Below are 15,638 nucleotides of genomic sequence, written 5' to 3'. Positions count from 1 at the left end.
ACTATAGTTAAGAAGTCGTTCTTTATTGATAATTTTGATTGAGGTATTGTAATAGTTCGGGTGCTCGTTTAGTTGCTGAATCATCATCTTCTTTATTTTCCAACATGCTAACCATCATATAACCTTGGTTATCAGGGTTGAAAGCAAACAAGAAACTGTTCTCTTTCCCTTTTTCATCCTGTTTTTCTTTGATTTCCGCTGTACCAGTTTTCGCTGCCAACGGAATCCCTAAAGCAGAAAGAGAATGTGCTGTACCATTTACATCTTGCACAACTTCTCTTAGATCTGGCACGATCGTCTGTACCGCTGTTTCACCGATGACATTCTTCTTATCTTTTGTCTCTTTATCTGCAATCAATTTAGGATAGACAAGTGTGCCATTGTTGGCAAAAACAGAATACATTGCTGCTTGCTGAATAGGATTAATTAGAAGTTCGCCTTGACCATATCCAGTATCAGCTAGCAAGATATCTGAATTAAAGCTCTCTTCATTAGAAATTTGTGCTGGATTCATACTGATTGGCAAATCAAGGTCTTCACCAAAAATGAATTTATCCAAACCTGCACGGAAATTCTTCTCTCCCATTTTCAACGTTTCTTGCGCCATATATATATTATCGGAATAAATCAAAGCAGTTTTTAAGTCTACTTGTGACACATCACTAACACGAGTTACTTGATACGATCCCCAAGAACTGTCTTTTTGCCATTTAAGCCCGTTGATCGTCAACACTTCATTTGGATCGATAGTGCCGTTGTCGAGACCGATTGCTGCTGTGATCATTTTAAACGTAGATCCAGGAGCATAACCTGTCGCAAATCGGCTGATGAATGGTTGTTCAGGATTTTCTTCATAAGCTTTGTAGTCTTCTTGTGAGATCCCGTTTGTCATTTTGTTTGGATCATAGCTTGGAGAGCTAGCAAGCGCAAGAAGATCACCGGTTTTTGGCGTTGTCGCAACAGTCGATCCAGCTTTTCCTCCTAGACTGTCGAAAGCTGTTTTTTGTGCCTTCGCATCGATTGTCAATTTGATATCTTTGCCGTTTTGGACTTCATGCTCGATCAGAACCTTTTTCTCGACACCGTCTGCATCCGTGATGCTTAATTTTCCACCTGTAGTCCCACGAAGATCCTTATCAAAAGCCATTTCCAAACCAGATCGTCCGATTTTTCCATTACTGCTTAATTCTGGATTTTTATCAATATCTTCTGCTGTGATATCTCCCACGTAGCCAATCAGTTGAGCAGCTGCTTCACCCAAAGGATAATATCTGCCGTCTACTTCTTGGATGGTAGCTCCAGCTGGTAGTTCTGGCGTTGCTCCATCAATGATTTTCAATGGGACAAAGTAATCGGGTTGTACCCAGCTTTGTGAAATAGTCTGATTGATAACATCTTCTGTTAAGTCGAATGCGGAAGCAATGGCTTTGATATTGGCCGTTTTTTCATCCCCATCTCCAAGTTTGCTTGGAACGACTCCTAATTGTTTTAGTTTGCCGGTTGTTGCTAATGATTCCCCATTTCGATCTAAAATGTTCCCTCTTGCTGCTTCTTGCGTGGTCAGGCTTACTTTGTCATTTCCTGCCATTTCTGGAAAAACCAAGTTAGGCTGCCAGTTGATTGTGGTTTGACCATCATTTCTGTCTAATGTTCCTTTATAAGAAAGATCTTTCAATTCACCTAATGAGGTATTCATCTTTGCTTTATATGAAAAATTGTAAGTAGACTCATCTTTTTTCTCTACTTTTAGATTTGATATCTCAAGTCCTTTGACATCGGCAGCACCGTATATATTTTGGTATTTCTCTAAGATCTCTTTTTCAGATAATGCACTTTTATTTGCTGCCTTTTTCGATGCCATTCCTGCAGCTTTGTTATACTCTCCTTTGTTCAAAGCTTGGACAAATTGCTCAACCGTCTTCTCTCCAGCTTCTACTGCTTGGGTTTCTTGATAGTGCTGGTAGTAAAAATAACCGCCACCTGCAGCTGCTATTAAGATCACTGCGCCGGCAATATAAGCGCCTGTTCGATTTTTGCCGTGCTTGTCACTTCTTTTCATTTTTTCCTCCTTCTCTTGCTTGTTATTCCTTTATTTTCACTATTTATACCTGTTTATTCTAACATAATAAAAGAAGTCAGAACATAACATAGATTGTTATTTCTAACTTCTTTTATTTTATTTTCTTTACTTAATTATTCAGAAATTTTTTGATCGCTTCTTGGTTTTTGGTCAAATCTAATTCCAGAACACTTCCGGAAGGCGTATTGTCGTTGAAGTCCCAACTGCCGTCTACTGGTACGGATAATGTATCTATCTTTTTATTATCGTCTTTGAGGAAATCCATACCGCAATCCAGTAACACACTCTCAGGAAGGTTCGTTTGGATACTACCAAGTAGTTTTCCCACTGCTTTCGGTAATTTAAATATCGAAGTGACGTCTTTCAGCTGCTGAGAGATCGCTTTAATCACTTGTTGCTGTCTTCTAATCCTCCCAAAGTCCCCTTCTTCGTCTTCACGGAAACGAGCATACTGCAGTAACGTATTGCCATCCATTACTTGCTTCCCTTTTTTTATATATACGCCATCTAAATCTAAAGATTTTTCTGCATCAATCTCTACTCCATCTGGAAACAGTTCATTGACGCAATCGATAAAATCTTGAAATGTGATACTTGCATAATACGGGGCTTCAAATTTGAAATTTTCCTTTAATGTTTGGTTTAATAAATCAACTCCTCCGTATGAGTACGCTGCATTGATTTTATCCATTCCGTAACCTGGTATATCGACATATGAGTCTCTCATGATAGAGATTAGTTTTGCTTGTTGTGTTTTCTGGTCGTATTGTGCAACCATAAGTGAATCTGAGCGACCATTTTCGTCTTTCGAACGGGCATCCGAACCAATCAAAGCCACGTTTAGTGTGGTAGGGACACTTTTCGGCTCTACCTTTTTCACAGTTGAGGTCTGTTTTGCAGACGAAAATCCATGGACAAATTCAATCGAAAAAAAGCCGACTACTAGTGTAAGCAGTAACAAAACAGATAATATGATTTTTTGAAATACTTTCATTGCGAATTCCTCTTTCTAAAAAGAATCTCTCGCTTGAAAAATAAAAGATAGTCCTTTATGATAATTCAAACTGAGAGATTCTCAGTTTCTCTTTATTGTTTTTCAGGTCGATAGAGCGGCAACTCTTCGGCCTGTATCTTCGAAGAAATATTCAACGTGATCCCGATTCCTAAAGAAAGGATCAGATAACTTGTTCCTCCATAACTAACAAATGGTAATGGCACTCCAGTCATTGGCATAAGCCCTGCGATACTTCCCACATTCATTATCGTCTGAACGAATAGCAAAGTTCCGAATCCTAAAAGAAACAATCCAGCTTGCTGATTTTTACAACGACTGCTTAAACAAAAGATTCTCATGCATAATGAGAATAATAAGAAAAGTACACACAATGCACCAATTAGCCCAAGCTCTTCTGTAATGATCGAAAAAATAAAATCTGTTTCTGTCTCTGGAAGGTATCCCTTTTTTGTGATACTGTTTCCTAATCCTCTCCCCCATATGCCACCATTGTATAGTGCATAAAACGAATGAGTCATTTGATAGCCCGCACCATGACTATCTATGAAAGGATCTCTTAAAGTTGCAATTCTTTCATAAGCATGATTGAACATCTGGGGAAGCCAGCCTTTGTTTCCTAAATATAATACTCCGCCGGCTGCTCCAATCAATAAGGCAGAAAAAGTAACAATCAGATAGATTCCTTTTTTAAATGGAACTGCTGCTGCCCAAAAAATGACCCAAGCAATCGAAAGAATCATCAATGCTCCAGCAATCTTTGGCTGGAATAAAATCAGCAAAGTTATGCTTACTGTAATCAGGAATGGTTTTTTTAGATTTTTTGGCGGATTATTTCCGTCACGAAAAAACCAGCTTAGATAAAAAATCAGAAAAAGATTTGCTAATTCTGAAGGCTGGAATTGAATGCCAAACAGAGAAATCCAACGTTGTGCGCCATTGACAGTGACACCGAATATTCCTACTCGTACTAAGATTAAAAAGAAAATCGATAAAGCTAAACCATATCCTGCTATTTTAGGGTGAAGTAAATAGTGCAGTTTGATTGAACGAGCTAAGAAGATTACGCCCCAACTCAAAAATATGAAAATCAGTTGGCGCAATAATAGACTTTTTGTATTTTCATCTGCTTGCAATAAGCGATAAGAACTAGCACTGTATACTTCTAAAAGACCGATCATGGACAAAGTCAAATAAGGACCCAAAATCCACCAATCGATCTTTTTTCTTTTTTTCACCGCATCTCCTCCTCACACAGTAATCCATTTGTCAGGTGAGGAGCGAGTTTGTCTCTTCAAATAAGGCAGTCTTGAAAATATAAAGAAAAGGTCAGAAACCTTTTCGAACAAGAATTCTGACCTAGCATCATCTCATCGTCCGAGTTTTAGCACTATACAACGTAAAGAAAACATTCTTAGCTATTGGAAAAAGCCTTAATCCGACAGTTTCTGTTTTACCCATTGGCGACTTTCGACGTTTCTGGGCAATAGCCTATGTTTGTATAGGAGCCTCACCTAACAAGGTTATTACTATATTCTATTTACGAGTCCATGATAGACTTTTCCTAATGAATAGGCAATGGAATTTGAAATGAAATAGTGAAATTTAACAATCTTTAATATTTTTTAGGAAAAAATAACAAATAACATAAAAGAATCCCAGCGCAGTTTCGTTCAATTTTGCCAGGATTCCTTGATAATTTTTTTATTTTTGGTGTTTTTTTATATGATTTTTACTTTTCGGAATAAATATTTATTTGTTGAAGTAATTGAATAATCCGCTAATCGTGTGGTCTGTTACTCCTATTTCTTTGCCGTCTAAAGTAACTTTGGTGACGACAAAATGATCTTGCAATGGCGGAACTTCTAAATACTGCCCTTGCAGAAAATCATTCACTGTCTCGTATTCTTTTTCCATTTCTTTTGAATCTGTTGATGGTTTATAACTTATTTTTAACATAACTATTACTCCTTCTTATTGGGGACGTGCGATCGTGAAAATTTCTCCTATTGCTGCATAATCATTTCCGGCCAAACGGCTTATAGCATTCAATTCTCTTGGGTCGATTCTTCCCGTCTTTTCATCATAGACTGTTTCATTCAAATGATATTTCTGTACTTCTAATAAAAATAAATCAGCTGTTACTTTATTTTTATTCCGTATCTCGACATGTTCATATAAGGTGGTCTCAAAACGAACTTTTGCTTCTGTCAATGCTGGAACTGAAACGATTGATGAATCCGTTAAAGTCAATTCAGTCAAGTGTAGTTCGCTTTCCTCATTAGGCAGATTAGCTGCTGTTTTATTTGCTTCTTCTACGTTGTCCTCATCAAGGATATGGATAACCGCTTCTCTTGTCTCAAGAATGTTTTTTGCTGTGTCTTTTACTGTATCTTGTTTTCTCTGGATCGCCAAGGATAAGATAGGTGGATTCGAACTGACGATATTGAAGTAACTGAAGGGTGCGATATTCACTATATCATTTACGGATTTAGTCGTTACTACTGCAACTGGCCTAGGGATAACTGAACCAATCAGCAACTTGTAATTTTCACGTTCTGTCAATTCTGAAGGACTTCGTTCAAACATGGTCTCGCCTTCTTTCTATAAAATTCGCTAAAAAGCAGATCTGCGAAGACAAAAGGAAAAGCAACGCTTTCCTCTTCTTCTTAGAATCTGCTTTAAACTATCTATTAATTTTTCTTTTTTGTCAAGAATCTGTGCCGTACGTATTTTTTAGTTCTTTGCTTTATTCGCAGCTTCGACATATCTTTTAGTGATGAATTGTGGACGGGTGATGATGGATCCAATGACGACTGAAAAAGCACCTAATTCATAGGCTTTCTCTACTTGTTCTGGAGAGTCAGTATGGCCTTCCATGACTACTGGTATATTGACTTGTTCTATGATCTGATTCAACAAATCAAAATCAGGCGTCTGTGTCTTTCGAGAATATTCTGTATATCCTGCTAATGTCGTAGACAAGAGATCGAAACCATCTTCTTGCGCTTGAAGCGCTTCCTCAAAAGTCGAAATATCTGCCATGGCTAATCGACCGTGATCGTGGATCATTTGGACAAGCTCAGCTGTTATTTTTTCTGTCGGACGTTTACGAGAAGTTGCATCGAGTGCAATGATCTCAGCTTGCGTCTCCAAAAGTTCTTTCACTTCTTTTTCTGTCGCAGTAATAAATACTTCTGACCCATCGTAATCTCTTTTAATGATCCCTATGACTGGCAAATCAACGATTCGCTTGATTTCATTGATATCTTCTGTTGTATTTGCGCGAATCCCAACTGCTCCGCCTTCTTTTGCAGCCAAAGCCATTCTCCCCATGATAAAAGAACTGTGTAATGGCTCATTTTCCAAAGCTTGACAAGAAACGACAATCCCACCTTTTATTTTTTCCAGTACATCCACACTATCTCCTCCAATGACGTTCTCTAGAAATACATCTTCTTATAAAAATGTAACCCTTTTCTATCTAGGAGTCAATAAAGGAGCTATCCTTTTTCTTTTAGCAAGCCTTTCTTGCTAAAAGAAAATGACTTCAAACTCTTCATATACGATCAGCTTCTCTTCTGTAAATGTCGTGTTCAGTGCTTCTTTGTAGACATGCTTGAAAAAGTCAGTATGGACTTTCCGCCAATAAGCTAACGTTCGATCTCCTTCTCCTTCTTTCCAAGCATGTTCTTCCGTGATTTCACTAAAAGGCAAGATAGTCACATTTATATTTTGGATGATACAAACTGGTTCATTTTTTCCATTCAGAACCACATCTAACTGGCCCACTTTTGGTAAAGGTTCCTTCTCTTTTTTGTATAAATCGTATCCACTTGATGTACCGGTTTTTATTTTTTTTACAACTAATTCACTCAATTCATCTGCCATTTCTTCTGTATTCCCAAATGAAAAAAAGCTTAGTTTTTCTGATTGATATCTAGGATATTCTTCTTGAAACTTTTTGAAATATTCTTCTACTTTTTGATACATAAGAGCATCTACTCCTTTGTTTCGTATAATAAAAAACCATCCAGATACTAGTATAAACGATTATCTGGATGGAAAATACGATGTATTATTGAATATTTAAGACACGTAGACTATCCTCAACGATTTGGCTTGGTGTCAAATGGTAACGTTCATAAAGTTTAACTGTTGGAACACTATCTGTGAATTCTTTCTTTGCACCGAAATTCAGCACATGCATTGAAGAATCACCATAATAACGACTGATTTTTTCGCCAAATCCGCCTGATAAACTACCATCTTCTAATGTGATGACTAATTCATGGGCTTCTTTTAATTTATCTAATGTTTCTACATCATTTTCTGTAATTGTTCCTGGATTGATCAATGTTGCTTCGATTCCTTTTTCTCTAAAAGTTTCCACTGTTTCTTTTCCTAGTCCAAGAAAACCACCTAAAGCTAAAATTGCCACTTTTTCGCCTTTATTTACTGTCTGATAGGCTGGAATACTGTAATCATTTGCGATGGCTTTACCATGTTCTACACCGTGAGTAGGGATTCGAATTGCCACAGGCTGTGCTGTTTGCTCAAAAGCCCAATCTAGCATAGAAATCATATCTTCTTTTGTTGCTGGAGCAAGATATTTGATATTCGGGATGCTTGATAAATAAGGAATGTCAAACGTTCCTTGGTGTGTTCGATCACTAGCAGAGATCGTTCCGCCACCAACTAAAAGGATGACTGGATTCTCGTTGATCGCTAAATCATGTGATAATTGATCATATGCCCGTTGCAGGAAAGTACTTGATTGGAAGACGACTGGACGTACTCCCTGAGAAGCCAAAGCAGAAGCAAACGTAATGGAATGCTGCTCGGCGATTCCCACATCAAAATAATGATCTGGATGTTTTTCTTGGAATGTTTTCAGTCCAAAGGCGCCTGGTATTGCTGCATTGACTGCGGCAATAGGTGCTGTACTTGTTTGCACTTTTTTATCCAGATAATCCATGATGATCGTATTGAATGTTTCTCCAGAAGCCACCTGTTTTGCTTCTCCTGTAGACAGATCAAATGGGACGTGCCAATGATATTTCATTTTATTATCGATTGCTGGCTGATAACCGCGGCCTTTTTCCGTATGTACGTGAAGTACGATTGGATGATCAATATCTTTTACTTCTTCAAATATACGGATCACCGTCTCTAGGTCGTTTCCATTAGCCACATAGCGATAATCAAATCCCATAGCTTTAAATAGGTTATTACTGCTTTCACCGTGAGTTTGACGAAGCTCTGCTAAGTTCTGGTATAAGCTACCGTGGTTCTCATCAATAGACATCTCATTATCGTTTACTAATACGATTAGATTAGTCTGTAAAGCGCCACCGTTGTTCAGCCCTTCAAAAGCTAAGCCGCCACTTAGTGAGCCATCTCCAATAAATGCTACCACATTCCCTGATTCTTTCTTTAGATCTCTGGCTTTAGCCAATCCAGTAGCTAAACTGATAGATGTAGATGTGTGACCCACTGTAAAATAATCATGTTCACTTTCGTGTTGATTGGAATACCCGCTTACTTCATGGTAATGTCCTTTTTCAAAGCCATTTTTCCGACCAGTTAGCAGCTTATGACCATAAGATTGATGGGAAACATCCCATACGATTTTATCCTTAGGTGAATCAAATACATAATGAAAAGCAATCGTTAATTCGACTACACCTAGATTCGGACCAACGTGCCCACCTACATCACTGTCCTTTTGCAAGATTTTTTGGCGCATTTCTTCTGCCAGCTGTTTCATTTCCTCCACAGATAATTTTTTGACATCTGCTGGACTGTTGATTGTATCCAATACATGTAATGCTGTACTCATCATACATTCTCTCCTCCGTACTATCTTCTTTTTAGTTGAAAATAGATTTGTAACACTTTATCTATTCTACTCCTTAGAGTTGACTCTAAGTCAATAGTATTTTTAAAAAAATTCAGAGAAAGTTTGTTATATAAGTAGTTCTTCGCACAAATCAGATTACAAATAAAAAAACTTCTACAGTCTTTTAAAAAGCTCTGTAGAAAGTTGATTTTTGTCTTGCTTTAAGATCTCCTCAAGAAATATGTTTTTTTAATAAATGAAGCTCCTGAGCAATACGATACAAAAGGATGTTTGCGCCTTTTAACGAGATAGGATAGACCTTTGTTTTTTCAGTTTCTAAACCAGTTTGATAGCTAGCAGCATCGCATAAAACCACTCGTTTTTTTGAACACAAACATTCATCAGGTAATTCTTCTAAAGAACGAAATAAAATGGGATTTATTTCAGCCATGTCTTCTTCAGCATACAAATGAAATTGGGTTCGATAAAAAAATTGTTTGACTGAACTTTCTGAAACAACAAATATTTCTATTTCTTGTTGTTTCATCTGTTCTCTGGTAATCAAAGAAAGACTCTTAACAAATTTTCGGATGAAATTATCATTCCATCTTAGATGAATTTGGTTTTTCTTTTTCCAATCGTCTAGCACTTCTACTATTTTTCTGTATAGAAGCTGTTCTTTTTCTGACAGTAGATAGATTCTTTCCGGTAAAAATACTTGACCGTCTGCCCACAACGTACGGACGAATTGTAAAAAGGATTGCTTAAAAATAAAATTGTCTGCATCGTCGATTTCAGCGACTGGGAGAATCTGTAAAATCAATTCATTGAGTGACAGGTCATTGAGAACAAAATTTTTATACACAACTTCGAAATCTTTTCTTAACAGCTCCATGTTCTCATTGGTATAATTTCTGCTATTGAACAAAGAGAAAATATAATAGACATCTTCTTCCTGTAAGTCTAACATCCCTTTTTGCTCTTCCAATCCTTGACAGACTAATTGAAATAACGGCTTCGTTTCCGCGCTTTTCTTATCTTCTTCTTTCAGTTCAAGGGGAAATGGCTTTCTTCCAATTGCCATCTCTATTCCACGTATGATAAAGAATTTTTCGTCTTCCGAATATCTTCTTTTAAAAAAATGAGTCTCTACATAATCAATCAGCTCGTTACAAGCTTCTTCTACATGCGGATTTTTACTCTCATATCCTTCCCAATTGATATATCGTACTAAAGCTAGCAGAATATTCCGCGAATCAAATTCTGGAATAATGATTTCTTTATTTTTCAAATAATCATTTTCTTTGAAAAAATCCAAGACGCTCTTTTTGATCGTATATACTTTGCTCAAAGAAATAAATTCAAGATCAGCCAGTTCTGTACTCGTGAATATGCCCTTGAAATAATAACTTAAAAACTTTAAAAAATAAGATTGACCATACAAAAATTGCGTAAGCTCAGAAAGAGCAATCCCTCGTTTAAATATAAGTTTGTACTTATGCTTCTCTCTTATTTGTTCTTTTATGCAATATTCCAGACACTCGGCTAGACTTTCTAGATCATGAAGGATCGTCGGTGTGGTCACCCCTAGTGAAATAGCTGTTTGTTCGATATCTATTTCTTGGAATTCAAATAATTGTTCGCATAGATACACTTTTCTAAATATATTTCGCTCGATGTATTTTTCCAGCATTCCTGATACACGCCTCCAGTTTTTCTTATAGTTTAATTTAAACATATCCACGAATCGCTTTTTTATTTACTTTTTGTTTAGAAAACCCCTTTCAAAAACCAATAAAAAAAGAAGCCGGAACAAAAGTCGATCAAGCTTACAATCCCAGCTATCGTTTCGATAACTTGGCGTCGCTTGGACTTTTACCCCAGCCACTTTCAAGAAAGGTTATTCGAAGATATCAGCATCTAGTTCTTTGACTACGTCCTTCAGTAATTGGATGCCAGCTGCGCTGTTACCGAATGGATCTAGTGCTGGACTGAAGACGCCTATGCCGTAACGATTTGGCACAGCTGCCATCAAGCCGCCACCTACACCGCTTTTTGCAGGTACACCAACATGGACGGAAAACTCACCTGATTCATCATACAAACCGGCAGTTGTCATAATCGATTTGACGATCGTTGCACTTTCTTCAGTAATGAGCCGTTTGCCATTCCAAGGAGCGATCCCTTTATTTGCCAATACAGCGGCTAATTTTGCTATACCTGTAGCGGTGACATTGACGGAACATTGTCTGAAATAGGCATCGAGTATCTCTGGAACGTCTCCTTCGATCATTTGATTGCCTTTCATGTAATAAGCAAGAGAGCGATTGATATCACCTGTTCTTGATTCAGAATGATAGATTTCTTCATTCAATGTGATATCAGGATCATCACAGATTTCTTTCATAAATGACACGATCCGTTCAAATTTTTCATCTGCATCTTTTCCGGCAATCAAAGAGGTTGTTGCAATCGCTCCTGCATTAACAAATGGGTTCATCGGATGTTTGCGATGATTGATCTCCATATTCATGATAGAATTGAAAGCAAATCCGGTTGGTTCCGTGTTGATTGTTTGAAAGACTTTTTCAATTCCGTTATCTTTGATTGCTAATAACAATACGGGAACTTTTGACATGCTTTCGATGGCAAAACGTACATCGGCATCTCCTCCCTCGATCAGTTGTTTTGTATCCAGATCATAAATCGCCATACCTAATTGTTTTGGATCTACTTCAGCTAATGCTGGAATGTAGTCTGCCACTTGTCCTGTTTGATAATAGTGGAAATTTTTTCCAATCAATTGTTCTAATTCTTTTCCTTCCATTTGAATAACCAGCTTTCATTTTTTATTTTTCTGCATGTTGGAATTTATGACGGCATGCGTAGATCGTAAATGGAATAACTAAGACGATAAGATAAGAAACGATCAGAATCGTTTCATAAATCCCATGCTGTCCAGCTGCAATACTTGCAGGTGGAACAAATGAGATACAAAAAGCAAAAAGTGAAGTCAAAAGACCTAAACAAGCAACGATTACTTTTACAACTTTTCCTCCTGGAACCTGATAGGCTCTTTCAAGACTTTCATCTTTAAACACTAACTTCAAATAGCCAGCGAAAAACATAAAGTACAACATTAGGTAGATCACAACAGTCAATGACATTGCTGCAAGAAATGAAAGATTATTCCCCCCGCCACTTAATGTAAAGACGGCTGCCCAGATTGTCGCAACAATCCCATTTGCAATCATCAAATGCGCAGGAACACCATGTGCATTTTCTTTCGCAAAATATTCAGGAAGTAATCCTTCTTCTGCCGCTACATGAAGTGCTTTTGAAGGAGAAGTTACCCAAGAAGCTATTTCTCCGATGACCCCTAAACAAACAAGGATCGCAAGGATTTTCGCAATCCATGCAAGACTTGGATCAATGTGTCTTAATAGGAATTCTAACGATTGGATCACTCCTGTATTAAGAGACAAACCCTGTTGAGGTACTGTAGTAGCCACAGTCAATCCGCCAAAAGTGTCTAAAATGATGGCCAGAATAACCAATACAAACATTGCTAATGGATAATCCTTTTTAGGGTTTTCCATTTCATTTGCATGACTAGCAGATGTTTCTACTCCCATATACGCTAAAATAAAGGAAACAAAAACAACCAGCGTAGGTAATTTTGAAAAATCAGGAATCAATGTTTTCATAGACAGTGTCGTTTGTAGTGGAGCACCTGAAGCGACATAGTGGATCCCTAAGCCAAACAAGACTAATGCAGGCAATAAGATCCCAGCTACAAAACCGATTCGAGCAATTAAAGAAGTGTATTTGGTTCCTTTTAGCTGAGAGAGCAAAATAGCCCAGAAAATAATCAATAAGATAGCCAATTTTAGAAATTTATTGTTTTGTATAGCGTCGATCCCTGTTGCGTAGGATAATGCACCAGTCAAGAAATACAGCATAGTCAAGTAGCCAACAGTTATCTCAAACCATTGGAAAAAGATAGCGGCAAAACCAAATCGTTTTCCCAATGTCCGACTGACCCAAGTATAGACACCGCCTTTTTCCCAGCCTTTCACCGTTGCCATCTCTGCTGCACACAATGCCACAGGGATAAACCATAGCAAACCGCCTAATAACAAGAAAAATACTAAACTGAAGCCAGAGGTCGCAAATGTGGGATATTCATATAGTGAAACGACCATTGAGATCGTCATGGCTAAAAAGCCGAAGAACGTTAATTTTTTTGCAGGAATTTTCGTTTTGCTTTGTTGCATGAATCTTCCTCTTTTCTATTTGATTTTGTTTCAATTGCGTTTGTTACCAAAGAAGAAAAAGTCTAATCCTTCTTCCTGCTCTTCTTTTGTAGTAGTGATCGTTGTGAAATGCATGGCTGATTTTAGAATCGCTGCTGTTAGCACATAGGCATACACGGCAGTAATGATGACACCAATCACTTGGATTCCTAAGAAGTACCAGCTGCTTGGATTTGTTAATAAATGGCTGTTAGATGCAAAAATTCCGATCAGGATCGTCCCTGTGAATCCGCCCATTCCATGGACGCCCCACACATCAAGTGCATCGTCCCATTGTTTCTTTTTACGAAAATCAACAGCAGCATGACAGACGATTCCAGCAATGATTCCGATCAACATGGCACTTTTTGCTTCTACATAACCAGCACAAGGCGTAATGGCTGCCAATCCAGCAACGGATCCTGTTAGTACGTCGACAAAATCAAAGCCATTTCCTTTTATTTTTGCAATAATCAACCAAGTAACCATCGCAAATGCGAGAGCGATGAATGTTGAACCAAATGCATTGACTGCTTGATCATCTGCTCGAAGTGCACCACCGGAGTTAAAACCGAACCAGCCAAACCAAAGTAGACCTGTACCGATAGCAGCTGCCATAAGACTGCTATGCTGATTTCTTTCGCCCATAGGAATCTTTCTTTGTCCAAGTGTGAGGATACATGCCAATGAACCGAACCCAGCTGTCGTGTGGATGACTGCTCCGCCAGCGAAATCTCTAAATCCCATCTGATCCAAAAATCCGCCGCCCCATATCCAATGGCAAACAGGGAAGTAAATCAGCAGGTTCCAACAAACAACAAGGATAATATAGCCTTTTAAATTCAGTCTCCCTGCAAAAGCTCCTGTCATCAAAGGAACAGTAATCACGATAAACATCAGTTGGTAAAGAAAGAACATCAAAAATGGAATCGTCGCTCCATGGAACATGTTGGGGAAGCTTGTAACATGTCTCATCAAAAAGAAATCTGCCGGATTTCCAATCATACCGCCGATATCCCGTCCAAATGCCAATCCGAATCCACCGAATACCCACATGATCGTTGTTATCCCAACGGAGAGAAAAGATTGAGTCATGATCGTCAGTATATTATTCTTCCGTGCCAGTCCGCCGTAAAAAAATGCTAAACCAGGAGTCATCAAGCAAACCATCGCTGTACATAAAATCATGAATGCTGTATCTCCTGTATTGATAGGTAATGTATTCATTATTTCGCCTCCTTTCTACGTTTACGAGTATAAAAGAAAATCTACTTGTATTTTTCTTCTGTTTTTTTGAATACATTCTTGTATTTATAAAAGACAGACAATCAATAAACGCTTGGTCTGCTGTGCTTTCTTATCGTTTTGACCAAATAAAGACAAAAAAATAAACGATCTTCTTTTATAGAAAACCGTTTATTTTCGTCTTTTTTTATTTTTCAAGCTATTTTTTCATAAAGAATAAAGAATTCTTCATATAAAAATATATAAAAAAGAACCGCAGCAAGTTTCGCTGCGGTTCTCAAATTTGTTCTTCATTTCAACATAAGTTTTTCTTCAATTTGCTTATAATTTACGTGCAAAGAATGAAACGACTAATACTAAAATGATTGCACCGATCAATGATGGAATGATAGCCATTCCTGCAATTGTTGGTCCCCAAGTACCTAATAAAGCTTGTCCAATGGCTGAACCTACTAAACCAGCAATGATGTTCGCGATGATTCCCATTGATGATCCTTTATTCGTGATTGCTCCTGCAATTGCTCCGATGATACCTCCGACGATTAATGCCCAAATAAATCCCATTTTAAATTCCTCCTAGTTGACTTTTACTTCTTATTGTACACGTGGTTCGTTATTTTCTTTGACTTTTTGTGCACCTTTGCCTACAGCAGATTTTGCTTTATCTGTTTGGCGTGAAGCAAATTGTCCTGTTGATTTTGCTGCTTCTGTTACTTTGTCTTGTACTGTTTCTTGATCTTTTTGGTATTCTTCTTGTGTTTTGATGTCTGCAACATTCACATTCACTTCGATAACATCTAAATGTGTCATATTGTTGACTTCAGTACTGATCAATTCTTTGATTTGGTTGTAGATGTCTTCAATGTCTTTACCGTATTCTACAATCACATCTAAATCCACAGCTACTTGTTTCTTCCCTACTTCTGTATTGATACCTGCTGTTACATTATCTGTGTTGACTAATTTTTCAGCCATATTTGAGAAGAATCCGCCATCTAATGTCAATAGACCGTCTACATCTTTCAATGCATAGCCGATGATTTTTTGGATAACTTTGTCTTCATAAGTCAATTCACCATTCATCATGCGGTTTTCACCTTTTTCATTTGCCAAAACTGATCCATTTGTTGTATTCATGTTTTTGTTTTCCATCTTTGTTTCCTC

General features: G+C 37.7%; 14 protein-coding genes and 1 riboswitch. All 14 genes read right to left on the bottom strand.

The window, feature by feature from the left end:
• Positions 1-22: 22 nt before the first annotated feature.
• The 14 genes from pbp4 to IGJ53_RS07225 all read right to left on the bottom strand — a co-directional run bounded on the left by pbp4 (position 23) and on the right by IGJ53_RS07225 (position 15,626).
• Complete coding sequence (gene pbp4 / locus IGJ53_RS07290; protein WP_438749940.1) at positions 23-2,059, bottom strand: penicillin-binding protein PBP4(5); 2,037 nt, start codon at positions 2,057-2,059, stop codon at positions 23-25.
• Positions 2,060-2,189: 130 nt separating this feature from the next.
• Positions 2,190-3,074 carry an LCP family protein gene (locus tag IGJ53_RS07285; protein ID WP_010732582.1) on the bottom strand — a complete coding sequence of 295 codons (885 nt, stop codon included), beginning with the start codon at positions 3,072-3,074 and terminating at the stop codon, positions 2,190-2,192.
• 92 nt (positions 3,075-3,166) lie between these two features.
• Positions 3,167-4,330: an FtsW/RodA/SpoVE family cell cycle protein gene (locus IGJ53_RS07280; protein ID WP_002329236.1), complete on the bottom strand. Its 1,164-nt coding sequence runs from the start codon at positions 4,328-4,330 to the stop codon at positions 3,167-3,169.
• 124 nt (positions 4,331-4,454) lie between these two features.
• Positions 4,455-4,621, bottom strand: a riboswitch (M-box (ykoK) riboswitch).
• Positions 4,622-4,844: 223 nt separating this feature from the next.
• Complete coding sequence (locus IGJ53_RS07275; RefSeq protein WP_010732580.1) at positions 4,845-5,051, bottom strand: hypothetical protein; 207 nt, start codon at positions 5,049-5,051, stop codon at positions 4,845-4,847.
• A 15-nt stretch (positions 5,052-5,066) separates the two neighbouring features.
• Positions 5,067-5,681, bottom strand: a complete 615-nt coding sequence (locus IGJ53_RS07270; RefSeq protein WP_010732579.1) for a flavin reductase family protein — start codon at positions 5,679-5,681, stop codon at positions 5,067-5,069.
• Positions 5,682-5,828: 147 nt separating this feature from the next.
• A complete protein-coding gene (locus tag IGJ53_RS07265; RefSeq protein ID WP_010732578.1) occupies positions 5,829-6,512 on the bottom strand; it encodes an N-acetylmannosamine-6-phosphate 2-epimerase in 684 nt (227 codons plus the stop codon).
• 114 nt (positions 6,513-6,626) lie between these two features.
• Positions 6,627-7,085 (bottom strand): ASCH domain-containing protein, encoded by a 459-nt coding sequence (locus IGJ53_RS07260; protein ID WP_010732577.1) that lies wholly within the window; start codon positions 7,083-7,085, stop codon positions 6,627-6,629.
• 85 nt (positions 7,086-7,170) lie between these two features.
• Complete coding sequence (locus IGJ53_RS07255; protein ID WP_259741852.1) at positions 7,171-8,934, bottom strand: 1-deoxy-D-xylulose-5-phosphate synthase; 1,764 nt, start codon at positions 8,932-8,934, stop codon at positions 7,171-7,173.
• 232 nt (positions 8,935-9,166) lie between these two features.
• Positions 9,167-10,627 (bottom strand): hypothetical protein, encoded by a 1,461-nt coding sequence (locus IGJ53_RS07250; RefSeq protein ID WP_010732575.1) that lies wholly within the window; start codon positions 10,625-10,627, stop codon positions 9,167-9,169.
• Positions 10,628-10,834: 207 nt separating this feature from the next.
• Positions 10,835-11,761, bottom strand: a complete 927-nt coding sequence (gene glsA, locus IGJ53_RS07245) for a glutaminase A (RefSeq protein WP_002374695.1) — start codon at positions 11,759-11,761, stop codon at positions 10,835-10,837.
• A 22-nt stretch (positions 11,762-11,783) separates the two neighbouring features.
• Positions 11,784-13,211, bottom strand: coding sequence for an amino acid permease (locus IGJ53_RS07240; RefSeq protein ID WP_010732573.1), 1,428 nt, complete (start codon positions 13,209-13,211; stop codon positions 11,784-11,786).
• Between the two features lie 30 nt (positions 13,212-13,241).
• Positions 13,242-14,456, bottom strand: a complete 1,215-nt coding sequence (locus tag IGJ53_RS07235) for an ammonium transporter (RefSeq protein ID WP_010732572.1) — start codon at positions 14,454-14,456, stop codon at positions 13,242-13,244.
• Between the two features lie 339 nt (positions 14,457-14,795).
• Complete coding sequence (locus tag IGJ53_RS07230) at positions 14,796-15,038, bottom strand: GlsB/YeaQ/YmgE family stress response membrane protein (protein ID WP_002290686.1); 243 nt, start codon at positions 15,036-15,038, stop codon at positions 14,796-14,798.
• Positions 15,039-15,068: 30 nt separating this feature from the next.
• Positions 15,069-15,626 (bottom strand): Asp23/Gls24 family envelope stress response protein, encoded by a 558-nt coding sequence (locus tag IGJ53_RS07225; protein ID WP_002295944.1) that lies wholly within the window; start codon positions 15,624-15,626, stop codon positions 15,069-15,071.
• Positions 15,627-15,638: the final 12 nt, after the last annotated feature.

The organism is Enterococcus sp. DIV1283b, assembly GCF_051710965.1.
GTDB classification, from domain to species: Bacteria; Bacillota; Bacilli; order Lactobacillales; family Enterococcaceae; genus Enterococcus_B; species Enterococcus_B lactis.
The sequence above is the reverse complement of the archived record's forward strand: the minus strand, read 5'-3'. Positions and strand labels throughout refer to the sequence as shown.

What these genes read in the sequence shown, in the direction of transcription:
- pbp4 (WP_438749940.1), bottom strand. Translation starts at nt 2,059, where the DNA reads ATGAAAAGAAGTGACAAGCACGGCAAAAATCGAACAGGCGCTTATATT.
- IGJ53_RS07285 (WP_010732582.1), bottom strand. Translation starts at nt 3,074, where the DNA reads ATGAAAGTATTTCAAAAAATCATATTATCTGTTTTGTTACTGCTTACA.
- IGJ53_RS07275 (WP_010732580.1), bottom strand. Translation starts at nt 5,051, where the DNA reads ATGTTAAAAATAAGTTATAAACCATCAACAGATTCAAAAGAAATGGAA.
- IGJ53_RS07270 (WP_010732579.1), bottom strand. Translation starts at nt 5,681, where the DNA reads ATGTTTGAACGAAGTCCTTCAGAATTGACAGAACGTGAAAATTACAAG.
- IGJ53_RS07260 (WP_010732577.1), bottom strand. Translation starts at nt 7,085, where the DNA reads ATGTATCAAAAAGTAGAAGAATATTTCAAAAAGTTTCAAGAAGAATAT.
- IGJ53_RS07255 (WP_259741852.1), bottom strand. Translation starts at nt 8,934, where the DNA reads ATGAGTACAGCATTACATGTATTGGATACAATCAACAGTCCAGCAGAT.
- IGJ53_RS07250 (WP_010732575.1), bottom strand. Translation starts at nt 10,627, where the DNA reads ATGCTGGAAAAATACATCGAGCGAAATATATTTAGAAAAGTGTATCTA.
- glsA (WP_002374695.1), bottom strand. Translation starts at nt 11,761, where the DNA reads ATGGAAGGAAAAGAATTAGAACAATTGATTGGAAAAAATTTCCACTAT.
- IGJ53_RS07240 (WP_010732573.1), bottom strand. Translation starts at nt 13,211, where the DNA reads ATGCAACAAAGCAAAACGAAAATTCCTGCAAAAAAATTAACGTTCTTC.
- IGJ53_RS07235 (WP_010732572.1), bottom strand. Translation starts at nt 14,456, where the DNA reads ATGAATACATTACCTATCAATACAGGAGATACAGCATTCATGATTTTA.
- IGJ53_RS07230 (WP_002290686.1), bottom strand. Translation starts at nt 15,038, where the DNA reads ATGGGATTTATTTGGGCATTAATCGTCGGAGGTATCATCGGAGCAATT.
- IGJ53_RS07225 (WP_002295944.1), bottom strand. Translation starts at nt 15,626, where the DNA reads ATGGAAAACAAAAACATGAATACAACAAATGGATCAGTTTTGGCAAAT.